At 54.1% G+C, this 17,541-nt stretch carries 15 protein-coding genes; 9 read left to right on the top strand and 6 right to left on the bottom strand.

Annotated elements, in window-relative coordinates; genetic code table 11:
- The first annotated feature begins 362 nt into the window (after positions 1-362).
- Positions 363-1,514 carry an acyl-CoA dehydrogenase family protein gene (locus BN8_RS19915; RefSeq protein ID WP_009283736.1) on the top strand — a complete coding sequence of 384 codons (1,152 nt, stop codon included), beginning with the start codon at positions 363-365 and terminating at the stop codon, positions 1,512-1,514.
- Between the two features lie 91 nt (positions 1,515-1,605).
- Here the strand turns inward: BN8_RS19915 and BN8_RS19910 are convergent, their stop codons facing one another.
- Complete coding sequence (locus BN8_RS19910; RefSeq protein ID WP_009283735.1) at positions 1,606-1,848, bottom strand: GlsB/YeaQ/YmgE family stress response membrane protein; 243 nt, start codon at positions 1,846-1,848, stop codon at positions 1,606-1,608.
- Between the two features lie 67 nt (positions 1,849-1,915).
- Complete coding sequence (gene pgeF / locus BN8_RS19905) at positions 1,916-2,686, bottom strand: peptidoglycan editing factor PgeF (RefSeq protein ID WP_009283734.1); 771 nt, start codon at positions 2,684-2,686, stop codon at positions 1,916-1,918.
- Positions 2,687-2,910: 224 nt separating this feature from the next.
- Between pgeF and BN8_RS19900 the strand changes: the two genes are divergently transcribed.
- From BN8_RS19900 to BN8_RS19870, 7 genes are all read left to right on the top strand, one after another.
- Positions 2,911-3,309, top strand: a complete 399-nt coding sequence (locus BN8_RS19900) for a T9SS type A sorting domain-containing protein (RefSeq protein ID WP_040006375.1) — start codon at positions 2,911-2,913, stop codon at positions 3,307-3,309.
- Between the two features lie 214 nt (positions 3,310-3,523).
- Positions 3,524-5,011, top strand: coding sequence for a S8 family serine peptidase (locus tag BN8_RS19895; RefSeq protein ID WP_009283732.1), 1,488 nt, complete (start codon positions 3,524-3,526; stop codon positions 5,009-5,011).
- A 16-nt stretch (positions 5,012-5,027) separates the two neighbouring features.
- Complete coding sequence (locus BN8_RS19890) at positions 5,028-5,306, top strand: hypothetical protein (protein WP_009283731.1); 279 nt, start codon at positions 5,028-5,030, stop codon at positions 5,304-5,306.
- A gap of 132 nt (positions 5,307-5,438) precedes the next feature.
- Positions 5,439-6,200: a DUF6090 family protein gene (locus BN8_RS19885; RefSeq protein ID WP_009283730.1), complete on the top strand. Its 762-nt coding sequence runs from the start codon at positions 5,439-5,441 to the stop codon at positions 6,198-6,200.
- Positions 6,201-6,277: 77 nt separating this feature from the next.
- A complete protein-coding gene (locus BN8_RS19880) occupies positions 6,278-7,270 on the top strand; it encodes an aldo/keto reductase (protein ID WP_009283729.1) in 993 nt (330 codons plus the stop codon).
- Positions 7,271-7,354: 84 nt separating this feature from the next.
- Positions 7,355-7,648 carry a putative quinol monooxygenase gene (locus BN8_RS19875; RefSeq protein WP_009283728.1) on the top strand — a complete coding sequence of 98 codons (294 nt, stop codon included), beginning with the start codon at positions 7,355-7,357 and terminating at the stop codon, positions 7,646-7,648.
- A 61-nt stretch (positions 7,649-7,709) separates the two neighbouring features.
- Complete coding sequence (locus tag BN8_RS19870) at positions 7,710-11,282, top strand: carboxypeptidase regulatory-like domain-containing protein (protein WP_009283727.1); 3,573 nt, start codon at positions 7,710-7,712, stop codon at positions 11,280-11,282.
- Positions 11,283-11,290: 8 nt separating this feature from the next.
- Here the strand turns inward: BN8_RS19870 and BN8_RS19865 are convergent, their stop codons facing one another.
- The 4 genes from BN8_RS19865 to BN8_RS19850 all read right to left on the bottom strand — a co-directional run bounded on the left by BN8_RS19865 (position 11,291) and on the right by BN8_RS19850 (position 15,528).
- Entirely contained in the window at positions 11,291-11,824 is a 534-nt protein-coding gene (locus tag BN8_RS19865; protein WP_009283726.1) for a putative metallopeptidase, read from the bottom strand.
- A 34-nt stretch (positions 11,825-11,858) separates the two neighbouring features.
- Positions 11,859-13,088 carry an MFS transporter gene (locus BN8_RS19860; RefSeq protein WP_009283725.1) on the bottom strand — a complete coding sequence of 410 codons (1,230 nt, stop codon included), beginning with the start codon at positions 13,086-13,088 and terminating at the stop codon, positions 11,859-11,861.
- Between the two features lie 54 nt (positions 13,089-13,142).
- A complete protein-coding gene (locus BN8_RS19855) occupies positions 13,143-13,634 on the bottom strand; it encodes a GNAT family N-acetyltransferase (RefSeq protein ID WP_009283724.1) in 492 nt (163 codons plus the stop codon).
- Positions 13,635-13,713: 79 nt separating this feature from the next.
- Positions 13,714-15,528 carry a family 43 glycosylhydrolase gene (locus BN8_RS19850; RefSeq protein ID WP_009283723.1) on the bottom strand — a complete coding sequence of 605 codons (1,815 nt, stop codon included), beginning with the start codon at positions 15,526-15,528 and terminating at the stop codon, positions 13,714-13,716.
- Between the two features lie 215 nt (positions 15,529-15,743).
- Between BN8_RS19850 and BN8_RS19845 the strand changes: the two genes are divergently transcribed.
- Positions 15,744-17,426, top strand: coding sequence for a tetratricopeptide repeat protein (locus BN8_RS19845; RefSeq protein WP_009283722.1), 1,683 nt, complete (start codon positions 15,744-15,746; stop codon positions 17,424-17,426).
- The last annotated feature ends 115 nt before the right edge of the window (positions 17,427-17,541 follow it).

Here is a 17,541-nt window from a genome sequence, read left to right as displayed (position 1 = left end):
AAAGCTTTCGATCGTTGATAAATAATGCCCGGGCGAACCAGGGAGATGTTACAAAAATAGGAGTTTTTCAATAAGCGCCTACGGATTTGCCCGAATAGTGACTCACCGGTAGCTGACACAATACCTATAAAACTAAGTTGATTTACCAGGCTCCATAGCCTGATAAGAAAGTCTGCGAAAGTTACCGATTTTGTTTAAATGTTAATAATTGGCTTGGTGAAAAATTTTCTGGACGGTTAATCTCTGAATTTTAAAACTTTGCCGCCCATTTATCCGTATTAGAAGTTAGGTAAGAAGCGGTTGGATTTTACCGCTAAAAAAACGAACTTACAAGGAAATCACTTCATCAGAAAGTCAAACATATGGTTAGCGAAATTGTAGAAAACCAAGTAGACACTACACAATTAATTGCTCAGTCGGTACGAGAGTTGAGTGAACGGTTGATTCGGCCGAATGTTCGGCAGTGGGACGAAGCACAGCATTTTCCGGCTGATCTGTTTCGGCATCTGGGTGAGCAAGGGCTAATGGGTATGCTGGTGCCGGTCAATTACGGTGGTACTGGCCTGGGTTACCGTGAGTATGTAACGGCCATTGCAGAACTGGCCCGGGTTGACGGATCGGTGGGCTTATCAATGGCAGCCCATAACTCTCTTTGCACCAACCATATTTTATTATTCGGTAACGAAACGCAGAAGCAAACGTATCTGCCCCGCCTGGCCACCGGCGAATGGATCGGCGCGTGGGGACTGACCGAACCCAACACCGGCTCCGATGCGGGCAACATGCGCACAACGGCTGTTCGCGAGGGCGACCACTGGGTGCTGAACGGAGCTAAAAACTTCATCACCCACGGCAAAACCGGCGATGTAGCGGTGGTAATCGCCCGAACGGGTGAACCCAATACGTCTCACAATGCCACTGCGTTTGTGGTCGAACGGGGAACACCCGGCTTTGAGGGAGGACGTAAGGAAGATAAGCTCGGTATGCGGGCATCCGAAACGGCCGAGATGTTGTTCGACGATTGCCGGATTCCGGATAGCCAGCGCCTGGGCGAAGTCGGCGATGGGTTTGTGCAGTCATTGAAAGTACTCGACGGAGGCCGGATTTCCATTGCGGCTCTAAGTTTAGGGATTGCCCAGGGTGCGTATGAAGCTGCTCTCCAGTATGCGCAGGAGCGCAGGCAGTTCGGCCAGCCAATTGCCAGCTTTCAGGCCATTGCGTTTAAACTTGCCGATCTGGCTACCGATATCGAAGCGGCCCGGCTGCTGACGTTCCAGGCCGCCGATCTGAAAGATCAGGGAAAAACCACTACGAAAGAATCGGCCATGGCCAAATTATTTGCGTCCGAAACGGCCGTGAAAGTGGCCAATGAAGCCGTTCAGATTTTCGGGGGGTACGGGTACGTGAAGGATTTTCCGGTGGAGAAGTTTTACCGCGATGCGAAGCTTTGCACAATCGGCGAAGGAACCAGCGAAATTCAGAAACTGGTGATTTCGCGGCAGATTTTAAAATAGATAGCAGAAAAGGAGGAGCGAGTAAAGGAGTAAGGACTATTTTACTAGTTCCTTTTCTCCCTTACTCCCTCCTCCTTTTCTGATTCTTGATTTACACCGTCCGGCGAGAACCTTTTATCAGCGCGGCAATACCGAGAATGATAACGGCACCTACAAACGACGTCAGAATATTGTCCAGAAGACCCGTTGAGCGGCCGAAGATCCAGCCACCTACGAAACCACCAGCGATACCAAGCAGGATTTCAACCAGCAGTGAGAATGAAAAACGTTTGAAAACGAGGTCAGCCAGCCAGCCGGCAATGGCACCTACCAGGATTGAGACTAAGATACCCATGATTGTATAACGTTGAGTGAAACATGTTTGAAAACACACTATACAACCAGTCTTTTTAAATTTTGTTTTAGTTCCGTAGCCCAATTACAGCGAGCATCCGGCCGGTTTGTCCTTTTTCCGCTCGAAATGAGTAATAATCATCATTATTAAGTACCGTCGAGAACGTAGAAATACTGATCTGCGCGGTGGGAATGCCGAAGTCGACCAACGGTTTGGTATTGGCCGATTTCAGATTCACATAAATCTTTTCCGTATACGGATCAATTCGCTTGAATTCGGCGGCAAACTGCTCGGCTACGTCGGGGCCAACTTCAAAGGCCGTTTCATCGATGCAGGTGCCTACGTACGCGTAGCAGGTACTGCCCGACGTACCGAACTCCGCGCGCATAGTCTCCAGGGTTTTGGTAACGATACCGCCCACGGTACCTCGCCAACCGGCGTGAATAGCCGCAACGGCTTGATTTGCCAGGTCATAGATCAGAATTGGAACACAGTCGGCAACGGTCACGCCCAACAGCAGATCCGGTTCATTGGTGATCAGGGCATCGTAGCCCTCATAGCGGCCAGGCTCGGTTACGTGCAGCACCTCCGTGCCGTGAACCTGGTGCGACGAGGCAAACCGGCTCGCATCGACACCCAGTGCGTCGAAAAAGCGTCGGCGGTTTTCCTCAACATGGGCCGGCTCGTCGGCTGTGTTGATGCCGAGGTTCAGGGAAGCAAACGGCCACTGGCTAACCCCCCCGTGTCGGGTGCTCTCTGCCGCCACAACCGTATTAGTTGCGGCAAAGATGGCAGGAACGCGAAAAAAAGAGCCGTTGATGGCAGTTGATGGCAACATGTATATCTGAGTTTGAGTACGTCGATGGCCATACAACGCAATATGACCCGCAGACCGTTCGCTCAGGCATACAGACTTTCGTCCGTTTATCAAGTCAGATGACCGTCCCGGTAGTTTGTAATGCAAGGTACCCGGTTTTGCTTCTACCTTTGATACATCAATCAGGCAGAAAAGCCCGATCCATTTCAACAACTGATGTTCAACCTTCTTACACAACAAATACGATGAAAACGCTCATTAACACTTTCGCCCTTGCTCTTGCTTTAAGCACAGCCACCTTTGCCAAGCCTGTCGAAATCAAAGCGCCGACGCGCCCGACGGCTCCTGCCACCTACCAGGTCGGTATGTTTTCTTCTGTTGACGGCACTCGTTTGAATGTCATCGTCGATAAAGCTGCCGGCGGACACGTCGACATCCGGCTGAAAGAAGCCGACGGAACGGTACTGTACAGCCAGCACGTTGGCAAAAAAGAGGCAACGCTCCGCGTAAAACTGAATGTAAGTGAACTGCCCGATGGGGAGTACCTGGTTGAAGTGACGAATGGGATTGAGACCATTACGAAGAACGTTACGCTGTCCACCAAAACGCCGGTTGAACCCGTGCGTACAGTTTCGATGAATTAATTGAAAGTTGGTCCTAAATCCTTACCCCGTTCGTAATCGGACGGGGTTTTTTGTTGGCTAAGTTGAAGCAAATGCCTGTCCATATGAGTTAATGTATGTGTACAATCCGGCAAATGTTTCGTTCTGAATGAAACGGATCGTTTACTTATCATAGCAATGACTCTCTCGGGGCGAGAAAAAGGCAACATCACTCCCATCTATCAGACGTATTGACATGGCTAAACGCACGTATCAACACTACATTCTATTACCCAGAACAGGTGTACGGTTTCCTGATGACCCATCGGTGTCAGCCACATTATCTACCCTGGCCAGGTTAAAAATTGATACGCACCTGGACGACGTACTGGACAGCGACCTGCCCCAACAGGCCGTAGTGCTGGATACCAGTGGTCCGCGGGGAGCGAAACTGATTCGGCTGCCCGAAAGCGACCTGCCTGAACTCCGGGCACAACTACCGGGGTTGCGGATCGTGCCGGAGGTATTTTACTTCCCGCAGCGGTGGCGTTACGAAGTTAATCGGAAACCCACCCCACTGGCGAATCAGCCCCAGGTATCCATACGGATTCGGCTGACGGAAGCTCGTACGAATCGGCCGGTAGCGGGCGCAATCGTGGTGGCGTTTACGGATTTCGAGCAGCGCGAAGGCGAACAGGCTACGTCCGATGCACAGGGCGTAGTGCGGTTCAGAAATGTAGGCAATCGTACGCTTGAACAACTCTTCGTTTATCCGAAGGCCGGTCTGTGGAGTCTCTGGCGAAAGAACATTACGCTAAAAAATAACGATGTGCTCCAACTACAGCCGGTTAAGCTCGACGTACCGGATGCGAAAGGTTTTTTCTACCCGGCAGGACCGGAGGACGAACCCGCCGGACGAGGGGTGAAAGTAGGCGTAATTGATACCGGAACGGGGCCACACCCGGATCTGGTGGTTGCCGGGGGCGCCAGCACCGTAACGGGCGAAGACCCAGCCGATTTTGCCGACGTTGACGAACACGGTACTCACGTAGCGGGGATCATTGCCGCCCGCGGAACGCCCCCGACGGGTGTGCGGGGTGTAGCACCGGATGTTGACCTGTATGTGTACCGCGTATTTGGGCGGGACAGTGAGGGCGCGTCGAATTTCGCCATTATCAAAGCCATTGAGCAGGCCGTAGCGGATGGCTGCGACATTATTAACATGAGTCTTGGCGGTGGCTCACCCGACGACGCAACTGAGGACGCCATTACGTTCGCGCACGAAAACGGTACCATCTGCTTTGTGGCTACCGGCAACGACGGCCGCGAACCGGTGAGCTTTCCGGCTTCGTTCTCCCTGTCGCTGGCTGTGGGGGCTATGGGCCGGAAAGGAACGTTCCCGGCTAACACAACCGATGCGCCGAACGTAGCGGCTCCGTTTGGTACTGACAAAAAGAATTTCGTAGCGGCTTTTTCCAACATTGGTCCCGAGGTTGACTTCATTGCGCCGGGTGTCGGCATCGTGTCGACGGTGCCGAGTGGGTATGCCCCCTTCAGTGGTACGTCCATGGCCTGTCCCATGGCTGCGGGCATAGCAGCCCGGTTGCTCTCGGCCGAGTCGGCCATTCTGAGCATGCCCCGGAATGCGGCCCGTGCCGAAGCGATGATCCGGCTGCTGGCCACGAACGTGCAGTCGCTGGGGTTTGGGCCAACTTTTGAGGGGACCGGGATGTTGTTTGTCTAAAGTTTGTTTGCTACCTATGCAAACGATTCGTAACCAGATAACAATCAAGGATATGGCTCAGGCTCGATACGTACTGAACTTTAAGGGAACACCCCCGTTCCCGCTGGACGACCTTCGCCTTATTCGGGATACGTCGCAGGTGCTGGATTCGGGCCGGAAAACGCTGCTGATCGAAGTGGAAGAGGCCACAGCGTACGAACTGGCCCGTAAATTACCCGACTGGACGGTCAAAAGAGAAACGCGTTACGCCATCCCATCGACCCGCCCACAGGTGAAGCGACCTCCCAAGCGATAGGTTTATATCGGTTTGCTGAATCAAAAAACCAGCTTATTTTCCAGTAAGCTGGTTTTTTGTCAGGTAGTTGTTACTATCAACTTTCCTTTAGCGGCTGGATTCCTTAGTATTACGGCGCGCTTTCATAACGGCATGGATATTCAGCAAGAGCCTACTCCACAACAACCAGCCGTAGAATCGGCAAAAAAACGACCGGGGCCTTTTAAACAAATTGGTACGTTGCTTCGGGAACGCTGGCCGGAATACATGCTGGAAATAGTTGTTATCATCCTCAGTATTACGCTCTCATTTGCCTTTGATGAATGGAAAGAGAAGAATCGCAAGCAGGAAGTTGAGCAGGCGTACCTGAAAAGCCTGACGAATGATGTAGTTACGGATCTTAATCAACTCGATGAAGTAATTGCCGAAACAAAGCAGATTATTCAGAAAGCCAGCCTGTTGGGAAGTCTTACCGAGCAGCAGGCTGCTGCGCCGGCTAATTACAACCGGATTCTGGATGATGTTCGGTTTGTGTTTAAGCGTCCCCGATTTATAGCCGAGAATGCCACTTTCCTCGATCTGACAAGCACCGGTAATATGCAGTTAATCACGGATGCATCGCTGAAAAAAGCACTCTTCGATTATTACAGGCATTATGCATCAATCGAACAGGTCGAAAGTGCTGAACTGGACGCCACCAATGCGATAGCAGGCCCTTATGTGGTAAATCGCCTGCCGTTGGTCGGGGGAATGAACAGTAAGCCAGTAAACCTGGCCGCCGTGACCGGCGAAGTAGAATTTAAGAACGTAATGCTGCTTCGGCAGAGTACGCGGGAAGAGCTTTTGGAAGAGTACCAGGAAATTCTGAGCAAGGGCAAAGCCATTCAGGCCCAGTTGAAGAAAAAACTGAACTAACGGTATCGATCAGCATTTTCGCAACAAAAAAGAAAGTTAGGGCTTTACTCTAAAAAACTGATTAGTTACACAGCCATATGGAATACAGAAATTTGGGCGAGTCTGATGTCCGCGTATCGGCCATTACATTTGGAGCCTGGGCGGCCGGTGGCTGGATGTGGGGTGGCACGGAGCGTAGTGATGCCATCAACGCCATCCGGGCCAGCTATGATCTGGGCGTAACCTCCATCGATACGGCCCCAGTTTATGGACAGGGGGCCAGCGAGGAAATCGTGGGTGAAGCCATCAAAGGTATTCCCCGCGACAAGGTGCAGATCCTGACCAAGTACGGGATGCGCTGGGATCTGACCCAGGGCGACTTTGCCTTTAAAAGCAAAGACAACGCCGGCAACGACATCGATATTTACCGGTACGCTGCCAAAGAAAGCATCATCAAGGAGTGTGAAGACAGTCTGAAGCGGCTCGGTACGGATTACATCGATCTGTATCAGATGCACTGGCCTAATAAAACCACGCCCATTGAGGAAAGTATGGAGGCCGTGCTGCGGCTGATTGAGCAGGGGAAAATCCGACAGGCGGGCGTTAGCAATTACAACGTCGCTCAGATGCAACAGGCCGAAACGGTGCTGAAACTGGCCTCCAACCAGGTGCCGTTCAGCATGATCAACCGGGGCATCGAAGACGAACTGGTGCCGTATTGTATTGAGCATAAGAAATCAATTCTGGCTTACAGCCCCATGGAACGCGGCTTGCTGACGGGAAAGATTAAGCCGGGGCATCAGTTTTCGGAGGGCGATCACCGGGCTAACTACCGGTTCTTCAAAGAAGCGAACATCGCGGAAACGAACGACTTCCTGCAACGAATCAAGCCGCTGGCCGACGAAAAGAATGTGTCGCTGAGCCAGCTCGTCATTCGCTGGACCATCGACCGGCCGGGTATTACCGTAGCGCTGGTGGGAGCACGTAATGCAGATCAGGCCACGCAGAACGCCAAAGCCATCGATGTAAAACTGTCGGCCGACGAAATCTCGTTTATCAATCAGGAACTTGACGAACTGGAATTAGTATAATCAGTGGGTCACTCCCCAACCGGCTAACCTGAAGGTTGGGGAGCGACTCTACTCCATTGTTTTATCGCCTTTTAGTACCGCCGTATGCTTATCCGCCTTGTGCGCATGACCTTTCAGGACGACAAGCTGCCTGACTTTCACCAGATTTTTGATAGTTCGAAGGAGCAAATCCGGAGTTTTCCGGGCTGTGAGCACCTTGAACTCCTCCGCGACTGGGATCACCCGAACGTGCGCATTACCTACAGCCTGTGGGAATCGCCGGATGCGCTGGAAAATTACCGCCAGAGTGACCTGTTTCGCACCACCTGGGCCGCTACCAAAGCGCTGTTCGCCGAACGAGCCGTTGCCTACTCCATGGAGCAGTTGGAAGAGGTGTAAGGCCACTTTTCAGTAAATTGATTCGCCCGAAGCCTTTGTGAATCAAAGGGATTCTGTCTGTATGCGGTGCTCCAGATTCGTGATGGCGTTGGTAGTCTGGCTCATAGGTGGGCTTTACCAGATCGCCTATTCCCAGACTCCTTCCGGAACCGTGTCGGGCCGTGTTACCGATGCCGCTACGGGCAAGCCCCTGCCGTTCGCCAACGTATACCTGAACGCCAGTACACGCGGCACAACGACCGATGAGCAGGGTAGGTACCAACTGTCAAATCTTCCGCTGGGTACCGTCGAACTGGTAGCTTCCTACGTGGGGTATGAAACCATCCGGCGCACCATCCGACTCAATAATAACCAGCCCGTGACGGTTCAGTTCGACCTGAAAAGTACCGGTCAGGTGCTGTCGGACGTAACGGTTAAAGCCCGGCGGACCGACAAGGAGTGGCAGCGCCAGTTCCGTCGATTCCGGCAGGAATTGCTGGGCCAGCCGTTTGCCAGTCAGTGCGTGATCACCAACGAATACGCCGTCAGTTTTACGGAAGAAAACGGCCATCTGAGAGCAACCGCCAGCGAACCACTGATCATCGAGAACCAGGCGCTTGGTTATCGGCTGCGCTATGATCTGATCCACTTCGATACGCACCAGGGACGTGTGTACTACGGTGGTTCATCCCGATTCGAGGAACTACCGACCACCGACGAACGACAGGCCACCCGGTACCGTCGCAACCGGATGCGGGCCTACGACGGATCGCTGCGCCATCTGCTGACCAGCCTGGTGGCCGGTACCTACGAACAGGAGGGTTTTCTGGTGTATCAGGAGAATCCAAACCTGCCTATTCTGACCATCAACGGCCCTGCGTCGCTATACCGGGAAATTAACCGGCATCTGCTGCCGCTGAAGCTAAACGAACTCATTCAACCCGGGCAACTGTCGTTTGAGCGTCGGCTGGTGTCGTCGATGCCGCTGGCAATTTTATACACTAAAGACACCTCGCCTTATTCGCCTTATCGGGATGCCCGTTACGCTTATTCGCAACTCTGGCTGCCAAATCGCCAGATGGACATTACCGTTGATGGATGGGTGACGTCACCACGGGGAATGGAGATTCAGGGGTCGCTGGCCGACGATCGGCTGTCGACGCTGCTGCCCGCCGACTGGCAACCGGAGAAAACGCAACCGGCGGGGGCTGTTCAAGGTGCCGAACTTGCTCAGGGGCAGTTGTTGCCACCCGATGCTAGGCTGGGCCGATTGACCGAGCGGTTCAACGAGCAATTTCGGACACTGGCACCGGGCGCGTTTCTGCACATCGACAAGCCGTTCTATGCCACCGGCGATCGGATCTGGTTCAGCGCCTACCTGTTCGATGCCGCGACCCAACGGCTGCCCGTTGGCGAAGCGGCCCTACAGGTTGACCTGCTCACTCCGGCCGGTAATGTGGTTCAGCATCAATGGATACGTATCGTCGATGGTCGGGCTGTCGGTAATTTCCGCCTGTCGGATTCGCTCGCAACGGGTACGTATCGACTGCGGGCTTATACGGATGAAGATGATACGCAGCACCGCCCGGCCTACGAACGGTCGGTGGCCGTGTATAACCTGATGATGAGCCCGAACGTACCAGCCACTATGGCTAACCTGCCCAAAGCTCCGGATGTACAGTTTTTGCCCGAAGGAGGGCGCTGGGTGGCTGGGTTATCTACTCGTTTGGGCATTAAAGTGGTTAGTACTGATGGGCACGGGCAAGCCGTTTCCGGCCGGATTCTGGACTCAACCGGTCGTGAAGTAATCCGTTTCACGACCAGCCGGTTAGGGATGGGCAGCGTGTCGATCATGCCTGCTCCGGGACAGACCTACCGGGCTGAAATTCAGTCGGTACATTCAACCCAGCGTGTACCGTTGCCGCCGGTCGATCCCGACGGGTTTTCGCTGATGGCCGATGTGGTCAGTGATAGCAGTCGGCTTTCACTACAGATTGCCGGAACGAGCAACCACGCAGCCGAACCGGTTTACGTATTAATCCAGAGCCGGGGGCAATTGGTATATAGTCAGAAAGTGCAGTTGCAGCAGGGACTGGCCCGACTGGTGGTGCCTGCCGCGACGTTGCCGCCCGGGCTTAACCAGATTACGCTGTTCAGTGAGCAGGCCAAAGCGCAGGCCGAGCGGCTGGTATTTATTCCCGAGCGCCTGCCGCCCATTCAGGTGAAGCTAACGACTGACAAAAGTCGCTATCAGCCAAGAGAACGGCTGGCGCTCAATCTGAAACTAACCGACGATGCCGATTTGCCGGCCGTAGCGGCATTGTCGGCGTCGATCACGGATGTGGCGCAGATCCCCGACGACACGGCTACGGCCGACATACGGGCGCATCTGTTGCTCACGGGCGATCTGCGTGGTCGGGTAGAACAGCCCGGGTTTTATTTTAAGGCTACGTCGGCCGACACGCGCCGGGCACTTGATGATCTGTTGATGACCCAGGGCTGGCGACGAGTGAGCAGTCCTCCGCCCATTGGGCAGGAGCCCGGTGGTATTTCAGTCGTGGGACGGGTCGTTTCGGCAAAGGGGCAACCGCTTCCGGGTACGCAGATCGTTGTTGCTTCCACCCGGCCAGGGCAGGCATTTGTGCGCTCGGCGGGGGCCGATGAGCATGGGCAGTTTAGGGTTGGTGGTATGGTCTTTTCGGATACGATCAGCGTCGTGGCTCAACTCACCGACCGCCAGTTGAAGCCATTGCCCGCTAAGGAAGCGAGACTGATTCTGGAACGAGTTGGTAAGGAATGGCCTGTAAGCGGGGGCGATACCGTAGCAAACTGGTCAACCTTACGGTCGCAACTCGAAGCGGCCCGGCTGCGTCAGGGGGCTGATCCCGGTACGTATCGCGACAAAACCGCAAGACAATTGAAAGAAGTAACGATCCGGGCCAGAAAGATTGAGGACCGACCGGATGATATTAAACGACGAAGTTTGCACGGGTCGGCCGACGCTACCATTCTGTTCGACGACAACTCTATGCGCTACCCCAACCTGTACGAGATGCTTCGGGGGCAGGTGCCCGGTGTGACCGTTTCCCAGACCCAATCCGTGTCGGCGGGAGCCGGTTATTCGGTGATCATTCGCGGAATTGGTAGCTTTCTGTCGAGTAACCAGCCGTTATTCCTGATCGATGGCACACCGGTTACTGGCGAGGAGGGAACCGAACTACTCAGCTTTAATCCGAACGACATCGAACGTATCGAGGTCTTGAAAAACGGCGGGTCAACCGGTATCTACGGCGTTCGGGGTGGCAATGGGGTCATTGCGTTCTATACCAAACGCTGGCGTCCAGGTCAGGCCAGCGCATCAACATCATCGTCGGCTCAGCCACTGACCTTGCTCGGGTTTTCGTCCGTGCAGCGCGAATTCTACCTACCACGCTACGACCTGCCTGCCGATCCGCCTACTACAACAGATCAGGAGTCGCCCATCGACCGCCGGGATGTACTGTACTGGAAGCCCATTGTGCAGACAGATCGACAGGGGCGGGCTATGCTGGCGTTTCCCGTATCGGACGTAGTACGCACCCTGCGGGTCGTAATCCAGGGCGTAACGACCGACGGGCAGCCGGTTGTCAGCGTTCAGCAAATCCGGGTGCAGTAAGGCAAGAATCACTTCGCCCAGGCCGGCGCAGGGGTATTGGGGTTGAACAGTTCGTCGATGTAGTACGACCGGCGCGGGCGTTTATCGCAGTCATCGTTGCCGATGGGGTACCGGCAGGTAGCATACACGCTGACATCGTTGAGGTTCATCAGACTCACGAAGGCGCCGTTCGGAAAGCGATCCGTCTTGTGCAACCGCTTCAACACGCAGTGCCCCAGTTCATGAAACACCAGGCATTCGCGTTCCTGGGCATTCATCTGCTGCCAGCAGAGCGGATCGTTGCTTAGCGTAATAACGGGCGTTTTGTTGGACTGTAGCAGGCATTCTCCGCACACATCCTTGTCCGAAACGGCCCCGAACCGGATGATCAGGTTGTCCGTCGCGACGGATTGGCCGCGTTGCCGGGCCTCGTCCCGAAACGCCTGAACAAACGGTTCAATGTCCGTTGGTACGTTGTACTGTGGTGGCTCGGCCGGTGGCTGATCGGGCTGGCAACTCAACGCAAGCAATACCAGTCCAATAACGAAAAGAGAGGGGCGCATACCAATTGGTCAGGGTTGTTAGACAGGTTTATAGTCAGGTAATTGGTAGGGCAACCGGGCGTCTAAGTTGCCGGGCGGCCAGCCAGGTCAATAGCATCAGGCAGCCGGCAAACCACGCGAATGGCAGCCGCAGGTCGATCAGCGAAATGGCTCCGAAGATAAGCGTCGTAGCGAAACTACCTAATCCCTGCATCGCCTGATTGATGCCGAAAATTTCGCCCCGATCTTCGTCGGTGGTGAGTTGCGCCATCAATCCTTCAATCAACCCCTGAATCAGCGATAGGGTCAGGCAATCGATCGTGAGCACTACGTAGAACATCACCTCCGACGTACCGACCAATCCGTAAGCAGCCAGGGTTGGGGTGCCCAGCACGGCAAACCAGAAGATTGCCCGGCGCTGGTTGATGCGGTCGGCAATGTAGGTGTAGAAAATGTAGTTGATAACGATGCTCAGCAGGCCAAAATAAATGAAGGTGTATGAGATGGATTTAGCGTCCATGTGCAACTGACCAACGCTCAGATACGCTACAAAATAGTTGTAGTAGCCGGTGCTGAAGGTCAGGGCCAGTTGCATCAGCACCAGTTGTTTGAGCCCGTGGTAGCGCCGGCTTTTTTCAGAAAGCCGAGCCCACAACCGCTGGACATTCAGGGCGTTGATCAGCTCTCCTTTAAGTGCCTGGCGACTTATGCCGGGCGGATTGGCGTGGGTTTCGCGGAAGCCCCAGCTCAACAGCATGTTGATACCCGACAGCGTTACGGCCATGATCGTCACGTAAGCAGCCTGGTCTTTAGGCACTACGTCGAAGGTGGTCAGCAGCAGACCCGATGCCATTGGCCCCACCACAAACCCGAGCGAGATGATCGCGCCTTCGATGCCCAGATTCTTGAACAACTGGTCTTTCGGTGAAATGTCGGTGATGGCCGAGCGGACAGCCGCGTACATGCCGTTGGTGGTTCCGTCGCTCAGCCGATTGGCGAAGTAGAAACCAACCCGGACGGGCAGCAGCAGACAATCGGCCGCAAACGTACCGATGGCCGAGATGATGACAATGGGCCGTCGACCGTAGCCATCGGCGAGTTTACCCAGTAGGGGAGCCGAGAACAACTGCATCCCCAGAAACAGGGCGGTACCGGCCGAGAGCCACAACTGCGGGTTGGGCAGGCCCTTGACAAACTCCGGCATGATCGGTCCAATGGCCGAGCCGACAATGACATCAATAAGAACGATGGTGTAAATCAGCAGTAACCGGCGGTCATTGAACATGTTGATGATTGTAAAAAGGCAGTGGCCAGACCACCAATCGGTCTGGCTGACGAACTAAAACCGGAGCACGTAATACTGACACAGAAACGTCTGGCCAAATTCCTGGACCGGTCGCTGGTGGGTTGGCTGAAACCCGTTTCGTTCATAAAACTGCATCAGGGCGGGCCGGGTTGCGTCCGTTTCTAACTGGATCTCCCGAATGCCCCGGTCCAGACACTGCCGTTTGCAGAACTCGATGATGGGACCGAACAGACCCTGCCCGGCAAACTGCCGCCGAATCGCCACTTTGTGAATGAATCCGGCCGTACCAGCCGGAACGTCGCCGTAGTACAAGGGATCTTCCCACTGAAGAATGAACACAGCGGCCGGCTCGTCATCGTTGTACATGACGTAGAAATTGCCCTCAGTGTACGTATCAATCAGGTTGTCGGCGGTGAGCGTATCGATTTCCCACAGGGTTTGCTGGCTGTCGACGAGCCATTGGCCAACCTCACGTAACACGGCAAGGGCTACGTCGGGTTGGTCATTGCGGAATGTGAATGGCATAAGGTGATTGGCTTCCGGACAAATTACGTAGTGAGAAACGCGAACAGACCTGTGTTTTGATCCGTTCGCGTTACAAACCTTACTTTTTGGCCAGCCCCGACTGATCGTCCACGACGGCACTGAGAGTTGAAACGCCGTTTTCGTTGAAAGCCTCAATGGCGAAATAATACGGCACCCCGACGTTGAGCGCCCGCAGTTCGAACGTATTGGGCTGGTCGTTCCAGAACTGGTACGTCTGATACAATTTGTCGGGCGCAATGCCCCACCGGATGTTATAACCTACGGCCCCGGGCACTTTCTCCCACGCGAGATCGGCGTTACGCTGGTCTTTCTGGCGCTTAACGGTTAATTTGCCGGGCGTTGCCGGAGCTTTGCCGCTGCCGTTTCCGAAGATACGCAGCCCGTTGATGGCCAGCGTGGGTCCGGCAACATACACGTGCTCGTAGCGAACGTAGCGGGCGCGGGCGGGCTTTTCCAGTTCGACATAGGCACAGGCATGGTCTCGTTTCGGCTCCTTCGTCAGGTCGGCGGCTACGTCCCACTTTTTGCCGTCGCGGGAGGTCAGAATTTTGAACTGGGTATACACCGTCGAATCGGAGTCGAAAATGGTTTGCTTGTAGTCGAAGTAGTTGACCTGCACCGCCCGAACGTCACACTCCTGCTGCAAATCAACGGTTAGGGTTTCGCCGGGTTTGTTTTTGGTCGTCGCCCAGAAGGTACGCGGGTTTTCATCGTTCACCAGTTCGGCCCGCATCGTATCGGTCGTCGACGATGCCGTCACAGGTTTCTTGTAGTTCAGCAGCATCCAGCCCGTAAACAGATCATTTTCTGACTGTCCAGGGCGGCCCAATCCAGGGCGGGTATCTACTTTTTGGGTCGGCAAAAAGTGCGGAAAGTCGCCGAAGCGGGTGTTGACGTACATCTGATCGTCCTTATCGAAACCGGCCGGGTTCATCACAATCCGCCGTTCCATACCCCAGTTAACACCGATCCAGGTCGTGCCGGTATTCCAGTAGTTGCCGAAGTTATCCTGAAACGTATTGCCGTGGCCGCAGCCTGTGGCGTAGCCGCCGGGTTTGTAGGCAATTGGGTTATACGGCGCGTATTCGAACGGTCCCAGCGGATCCTTGCCGACGTAGGTGCCGTTGGCGTAGACGTTGTATTCGGTACCGGGCGCACCGTATTGCAGGTAGTATTTGCCGTTATGCTTGGTCATCCAGGCACCTTCCGTAAAGGGCTTGATGGGATCGGAGTGGTTCGGCCCGAAACGTTCCCAACCGTGCTGATACGGGTCAAGCCAGAACATGGCTTTGTAGGCCGCGGCCGGGTTATTGCCGACGTAGGTCAGATTCCGGCTTTTATCAAGTTCAGCCCCAAAGATGGGGTACACGTTCGACGACCCCCAGTACATAAACCATTTATCCGTGTCGGGGTCGTGGAAGAGTGCCGGGTCCCAGGGGCCGATGTCTTTCGGTAACCGGGGCATCCAGCGATTATAAAAGATCAGCTTGCCTTTTTCGGGCTCGGTAGAGATGAAGATGGGGCGCTGTTCAAACGTCGACTGAAACAGATACAACGTATCGCGAACGGACAGGGCTGCCGGGGCGCACATATCCTCCATCGGCCATTTGTTGGGAACGATGTACTTCCAGTCGACCATGTTCTTGGAGTGCCACCAGCCGCCTTGTATGGTCACGAAGAGGTAATAGTCATTCTTGTGGTTGATGATGACCGGGTCGGCACCGGAACGATAGGAAATCTTCTCGTTCAACTGCTCGAAATTATACCGGTAGCTGATATCCATCGGGTTGCAGTAAGTGCGCTGCTGCGCCTGCCGCTGGGCAAGGGCCGGTAAGCCGACCAGGAGCAGGAAGAGAAAAGCCAGATTTTTCATACAATACAGGAAAGCAAAGAGGCCCGCGCCGGACGCAGACCGTCTTGTAAAATTAAGGGATGCGAACCGCAATGGAGCCTATTGTATCTGAGAATTATCAAATTTCCAGTCAATGCTTCATTACCCACGTCTCAGGTCAATGGGGTGGACTTCACAAAAACTTCATGTTCCAAATCCCGGCTACTGCCTATCTTCATGCAGTGAATTAATGTACAATGCGACCCTTTTGCCCTATTTTTTCGGCAGATCCGCTGCTAAACAAGGTGCCCGTTAGCCGCTGGTTTATCTTGCTGGTATGGCTCATGCAGGCCATGCCGGGTAGTGCGCAGGCTACCACCGCCGAACCAACCGTTTCGCGGATTGAACAACTGGCGCGGCAGCGCCCGGATTCGGCCTATCTGCTGATCAAGCAGGCGCTGGCGAAGGCTGCCGCAGAGAACGACCGACTGACCGAAGGGGATTATCTTCAGCAACTGGGCCTGCTTTTCTACCACCAGGGCAATTACTCACAGGCGATCAACTACCTGTTGCAGTCTCAGAAAATATTCCGGACGGCCAACGTACCCGACCGGCTGGCCCGCAACCTGAACGAACTCGGAACGGTCTACTATTACAATCGGCAGAGCAGCCTGGCCCGTAAGCAATTTGACGAAGCGCTGGCCATGTACCGGCAGATTCGCAGCCAGCAGGGCATGGCCCGGACGTATGGCAACATCGGGCATCTTTACGAAAAGAAAGGAGACCTCAGCCAGGCGTTCCATTATCAGCGACTGGCGCTGGCCAACTACCAGGCCATAAAAGATCCGGTTGGCCTATCGAAGATTTACGAGAACTTGGGAAGCATCTACGAGGATCGGGCGCTGTATGATTCGGCCCGGTATTATTACCAGAATGCCCTGACGATGAGCGACCAGAGCCGCGATGAAATTGGGCGGCTGGAAATTGTCAATAACCTGGGGGATCTGTATCGGAAAACCGGCCGCTATCGGCAGGCGCTGGATATTTATGATCAGGTGAAGAAACTGGCGGAGCAGAAAGGGGAAAAATACCAGTTGAACGGTGCCTACCGCGATCTGGGCAAAACGTACCAACTGATGAACCGGCACGATAGCGCCTATCACTATTTCGAGCTAAGCCACGACCTGACCGACGAGATCTACGCCACCGATAATAACCGGCAGATTGCGCTGCTGCAAACGCTGTACGATGTAGAGCAGAAGGACAACGAGATTGCCCGACTAAGCGCCGAGAAGCGTATGAACGTTATCCTGACCGTAACGGCGGTGCTGGTACTGGTGTTGATTGGTGTGCTGGGGGCGGTGATTATCAGTCGGCAGCGACTCAAGATTCGGAATGAACAGGCCCTGAATCAGCAGAATCAGGAGATATTTCGCACCCAGAACGAATTGATGCAGGTTGAATTGACCAATAAACAACTGGCGGAAGAAAACCTGCGGTACCAACTGGAATTGAAAGGCAAGGAATTAACCTCGCATACGCTGCATCTGATTCAGAAAAATCAGGTACTGGAAGAGTTGAAAAGCGATCTTAATACGATTCTGAAAGACGACAAACGGGACCAGCGTAAACAACTTAAACAACTGGTGCAAAAAATCGGGCAGAGTTTCAGCCAGGATAAAAACTGGGACGACTTCCGGACTACGTTCGATCAGGTACACCCAAACTTCTTCAGCAACCTGACCCGTCACTTCCCCGATCTGACCGCTACCGACCTGCGACTAATCGCTTTGTTGAAGATGAATATGAGCTCAGCCGATATTGCAACGATGCTGGCCATTTCGCCCGACAGCCTGCGGGTATCACGCTATCGTCTTCGCAAAAAACTGGGTTTGGCAGAAGGCGAATCGCTGTCGGGGTATATTCAGCGGTTTGTCTAGCAACCGCATGGCCGGGATGAATTGGGGGGATGAAGTAAAGTTATCTATCGTCTGCTTTCTGAATTTGTGAAATATCCGGATTAATAATCAGTTTCTTAGACGTAGTAAAGTGTAC

Origin of the sequence: Fibrisoma limi BUZ 3 (assembly GCF_000296815.2) — a bacterium.
GTDB classification, from domain to species: Bacteria; Bacteroidota; Bacteroidia; order Cytophagales; family Spirosomataceae; genus Fibrisoma; species Fibrisoma limi.
Note: the sequence above shows the minus strand (reverse complement) of the source record. Positions and strands in the feature narration are given on the sequence as shown.

What these genes read in the sequence shown, in the direction of transcription:
- BN8_RS19855 (WP_009283724.1), bottom strand. Translation starts at nt 13,634, where the DNA reads ATGCCATTCACATTCCGCAATGACCAACCCGACGTAGCCCTTGCCGTG.
- BN8_RS19875 (WP_009283728.1), top strand. Translation starts at nt 7,355, where the DNA reads ATGCTTATCCGCCTTGTGCGCATGACCTTTCAGGACGACAAGCTGCCT.
- BN8_RS19860 (WP_009283725.1), bottom strand. Translation starts at nt 13,088, where the DNA reads ATGTTCAATGACCGCCGGTTACTGCTGATTTACACCATCGTTCTTATT.
- BN8_RS19850 (WP_009283723.1), bottom strand. Translation starts at nt 15,528, where the DNA reads ATGAAAAATCTGGCTTTTCTCTTCCTGCTCCTGGTCGGCTTACCGGCC.
- BN8_RS19880 (WP_009283729.1), top strand. Translation starts at nt 6,278, where the DNA reads ATGGAATACAGAAATTTGGGCGAGTCTGATGTCCGCGTATCGGCCATT.
- BN8_RS19870 (WP_009283727.1), top strand. Translation starts at nt 7,710, where the DNA reads ATGCGGTGCTCCAGATTCGTGATGGCGTTGGTAGTCTGGCTCATAGGT.
- BN8_RS19915 (WP_009283736.1), top strand. Translation starts at nt 363, where the DNA reads ATGGTTAGCGAAATTGTAGAAAACCAAGTAGACACTACACAATTAATT.
- BN8_RS19885 (WP_009283730.1), top strand. Translation starts at nt 5,439, where the DNA reads ATGGATATTCAGCAAGAGCCTACTCCACAACAACCAGCCGTAGAATCG.
- BN8_RS19900 (WP_040006375.1), top strand. Translation starts at nt 2,911, where the DNA reads ATGAAAACGCTCATTAACACTTTCGCCCTTGCTCTTGCTTTAAGCACA.
- BN8_RS19910 (WP_009283735.1), bottom strand. Translation starts at nt 1,848, where the DNA reads ATGGGTATCTTAGTCTCAATCCTGGTAGGTGCCATTGCCGGCTGGCTG.
- BN8_RS19865 (WP_009283726.1), bottom strand. Translation starts at nt 11,824, where the DNA reads ATGCGCCCCTCTCTTTTCGTTATTGGACTGGTATTGCTTGCGTTGAGT.
- BN8_RS19845 (WP_009283722.1), top strand. Translation starts at nt 15,744, where the DNA reads ATGCGACCCTTTTGCCCTATTTTTTCGGCAGATCCGCTGCTAAACAAG.
- BN8_RS19890 (WP_009283731.1), top strand. Translation starts at nt 5,028, where the DNA reads ATGCAAACGATTCGTAACCAGATAACAATCAAGGATATGGCTCAGGCT.
- BN8_RS19895 (WP_009283732.1), top strand. Translation starts at nt 3,524, where the DNA reads ATGGCTAAACGCACGTATCAACACTACATTCTATTACCCAGAACAGGT.
- pgeF (WP_009283734.1), bottom strand. Translation starts at nt 2,686, where the DNA reads ATGTTGCCATCAACTGCCATCAACGGCTCTTTTTTTCGCGTTCCTGCC.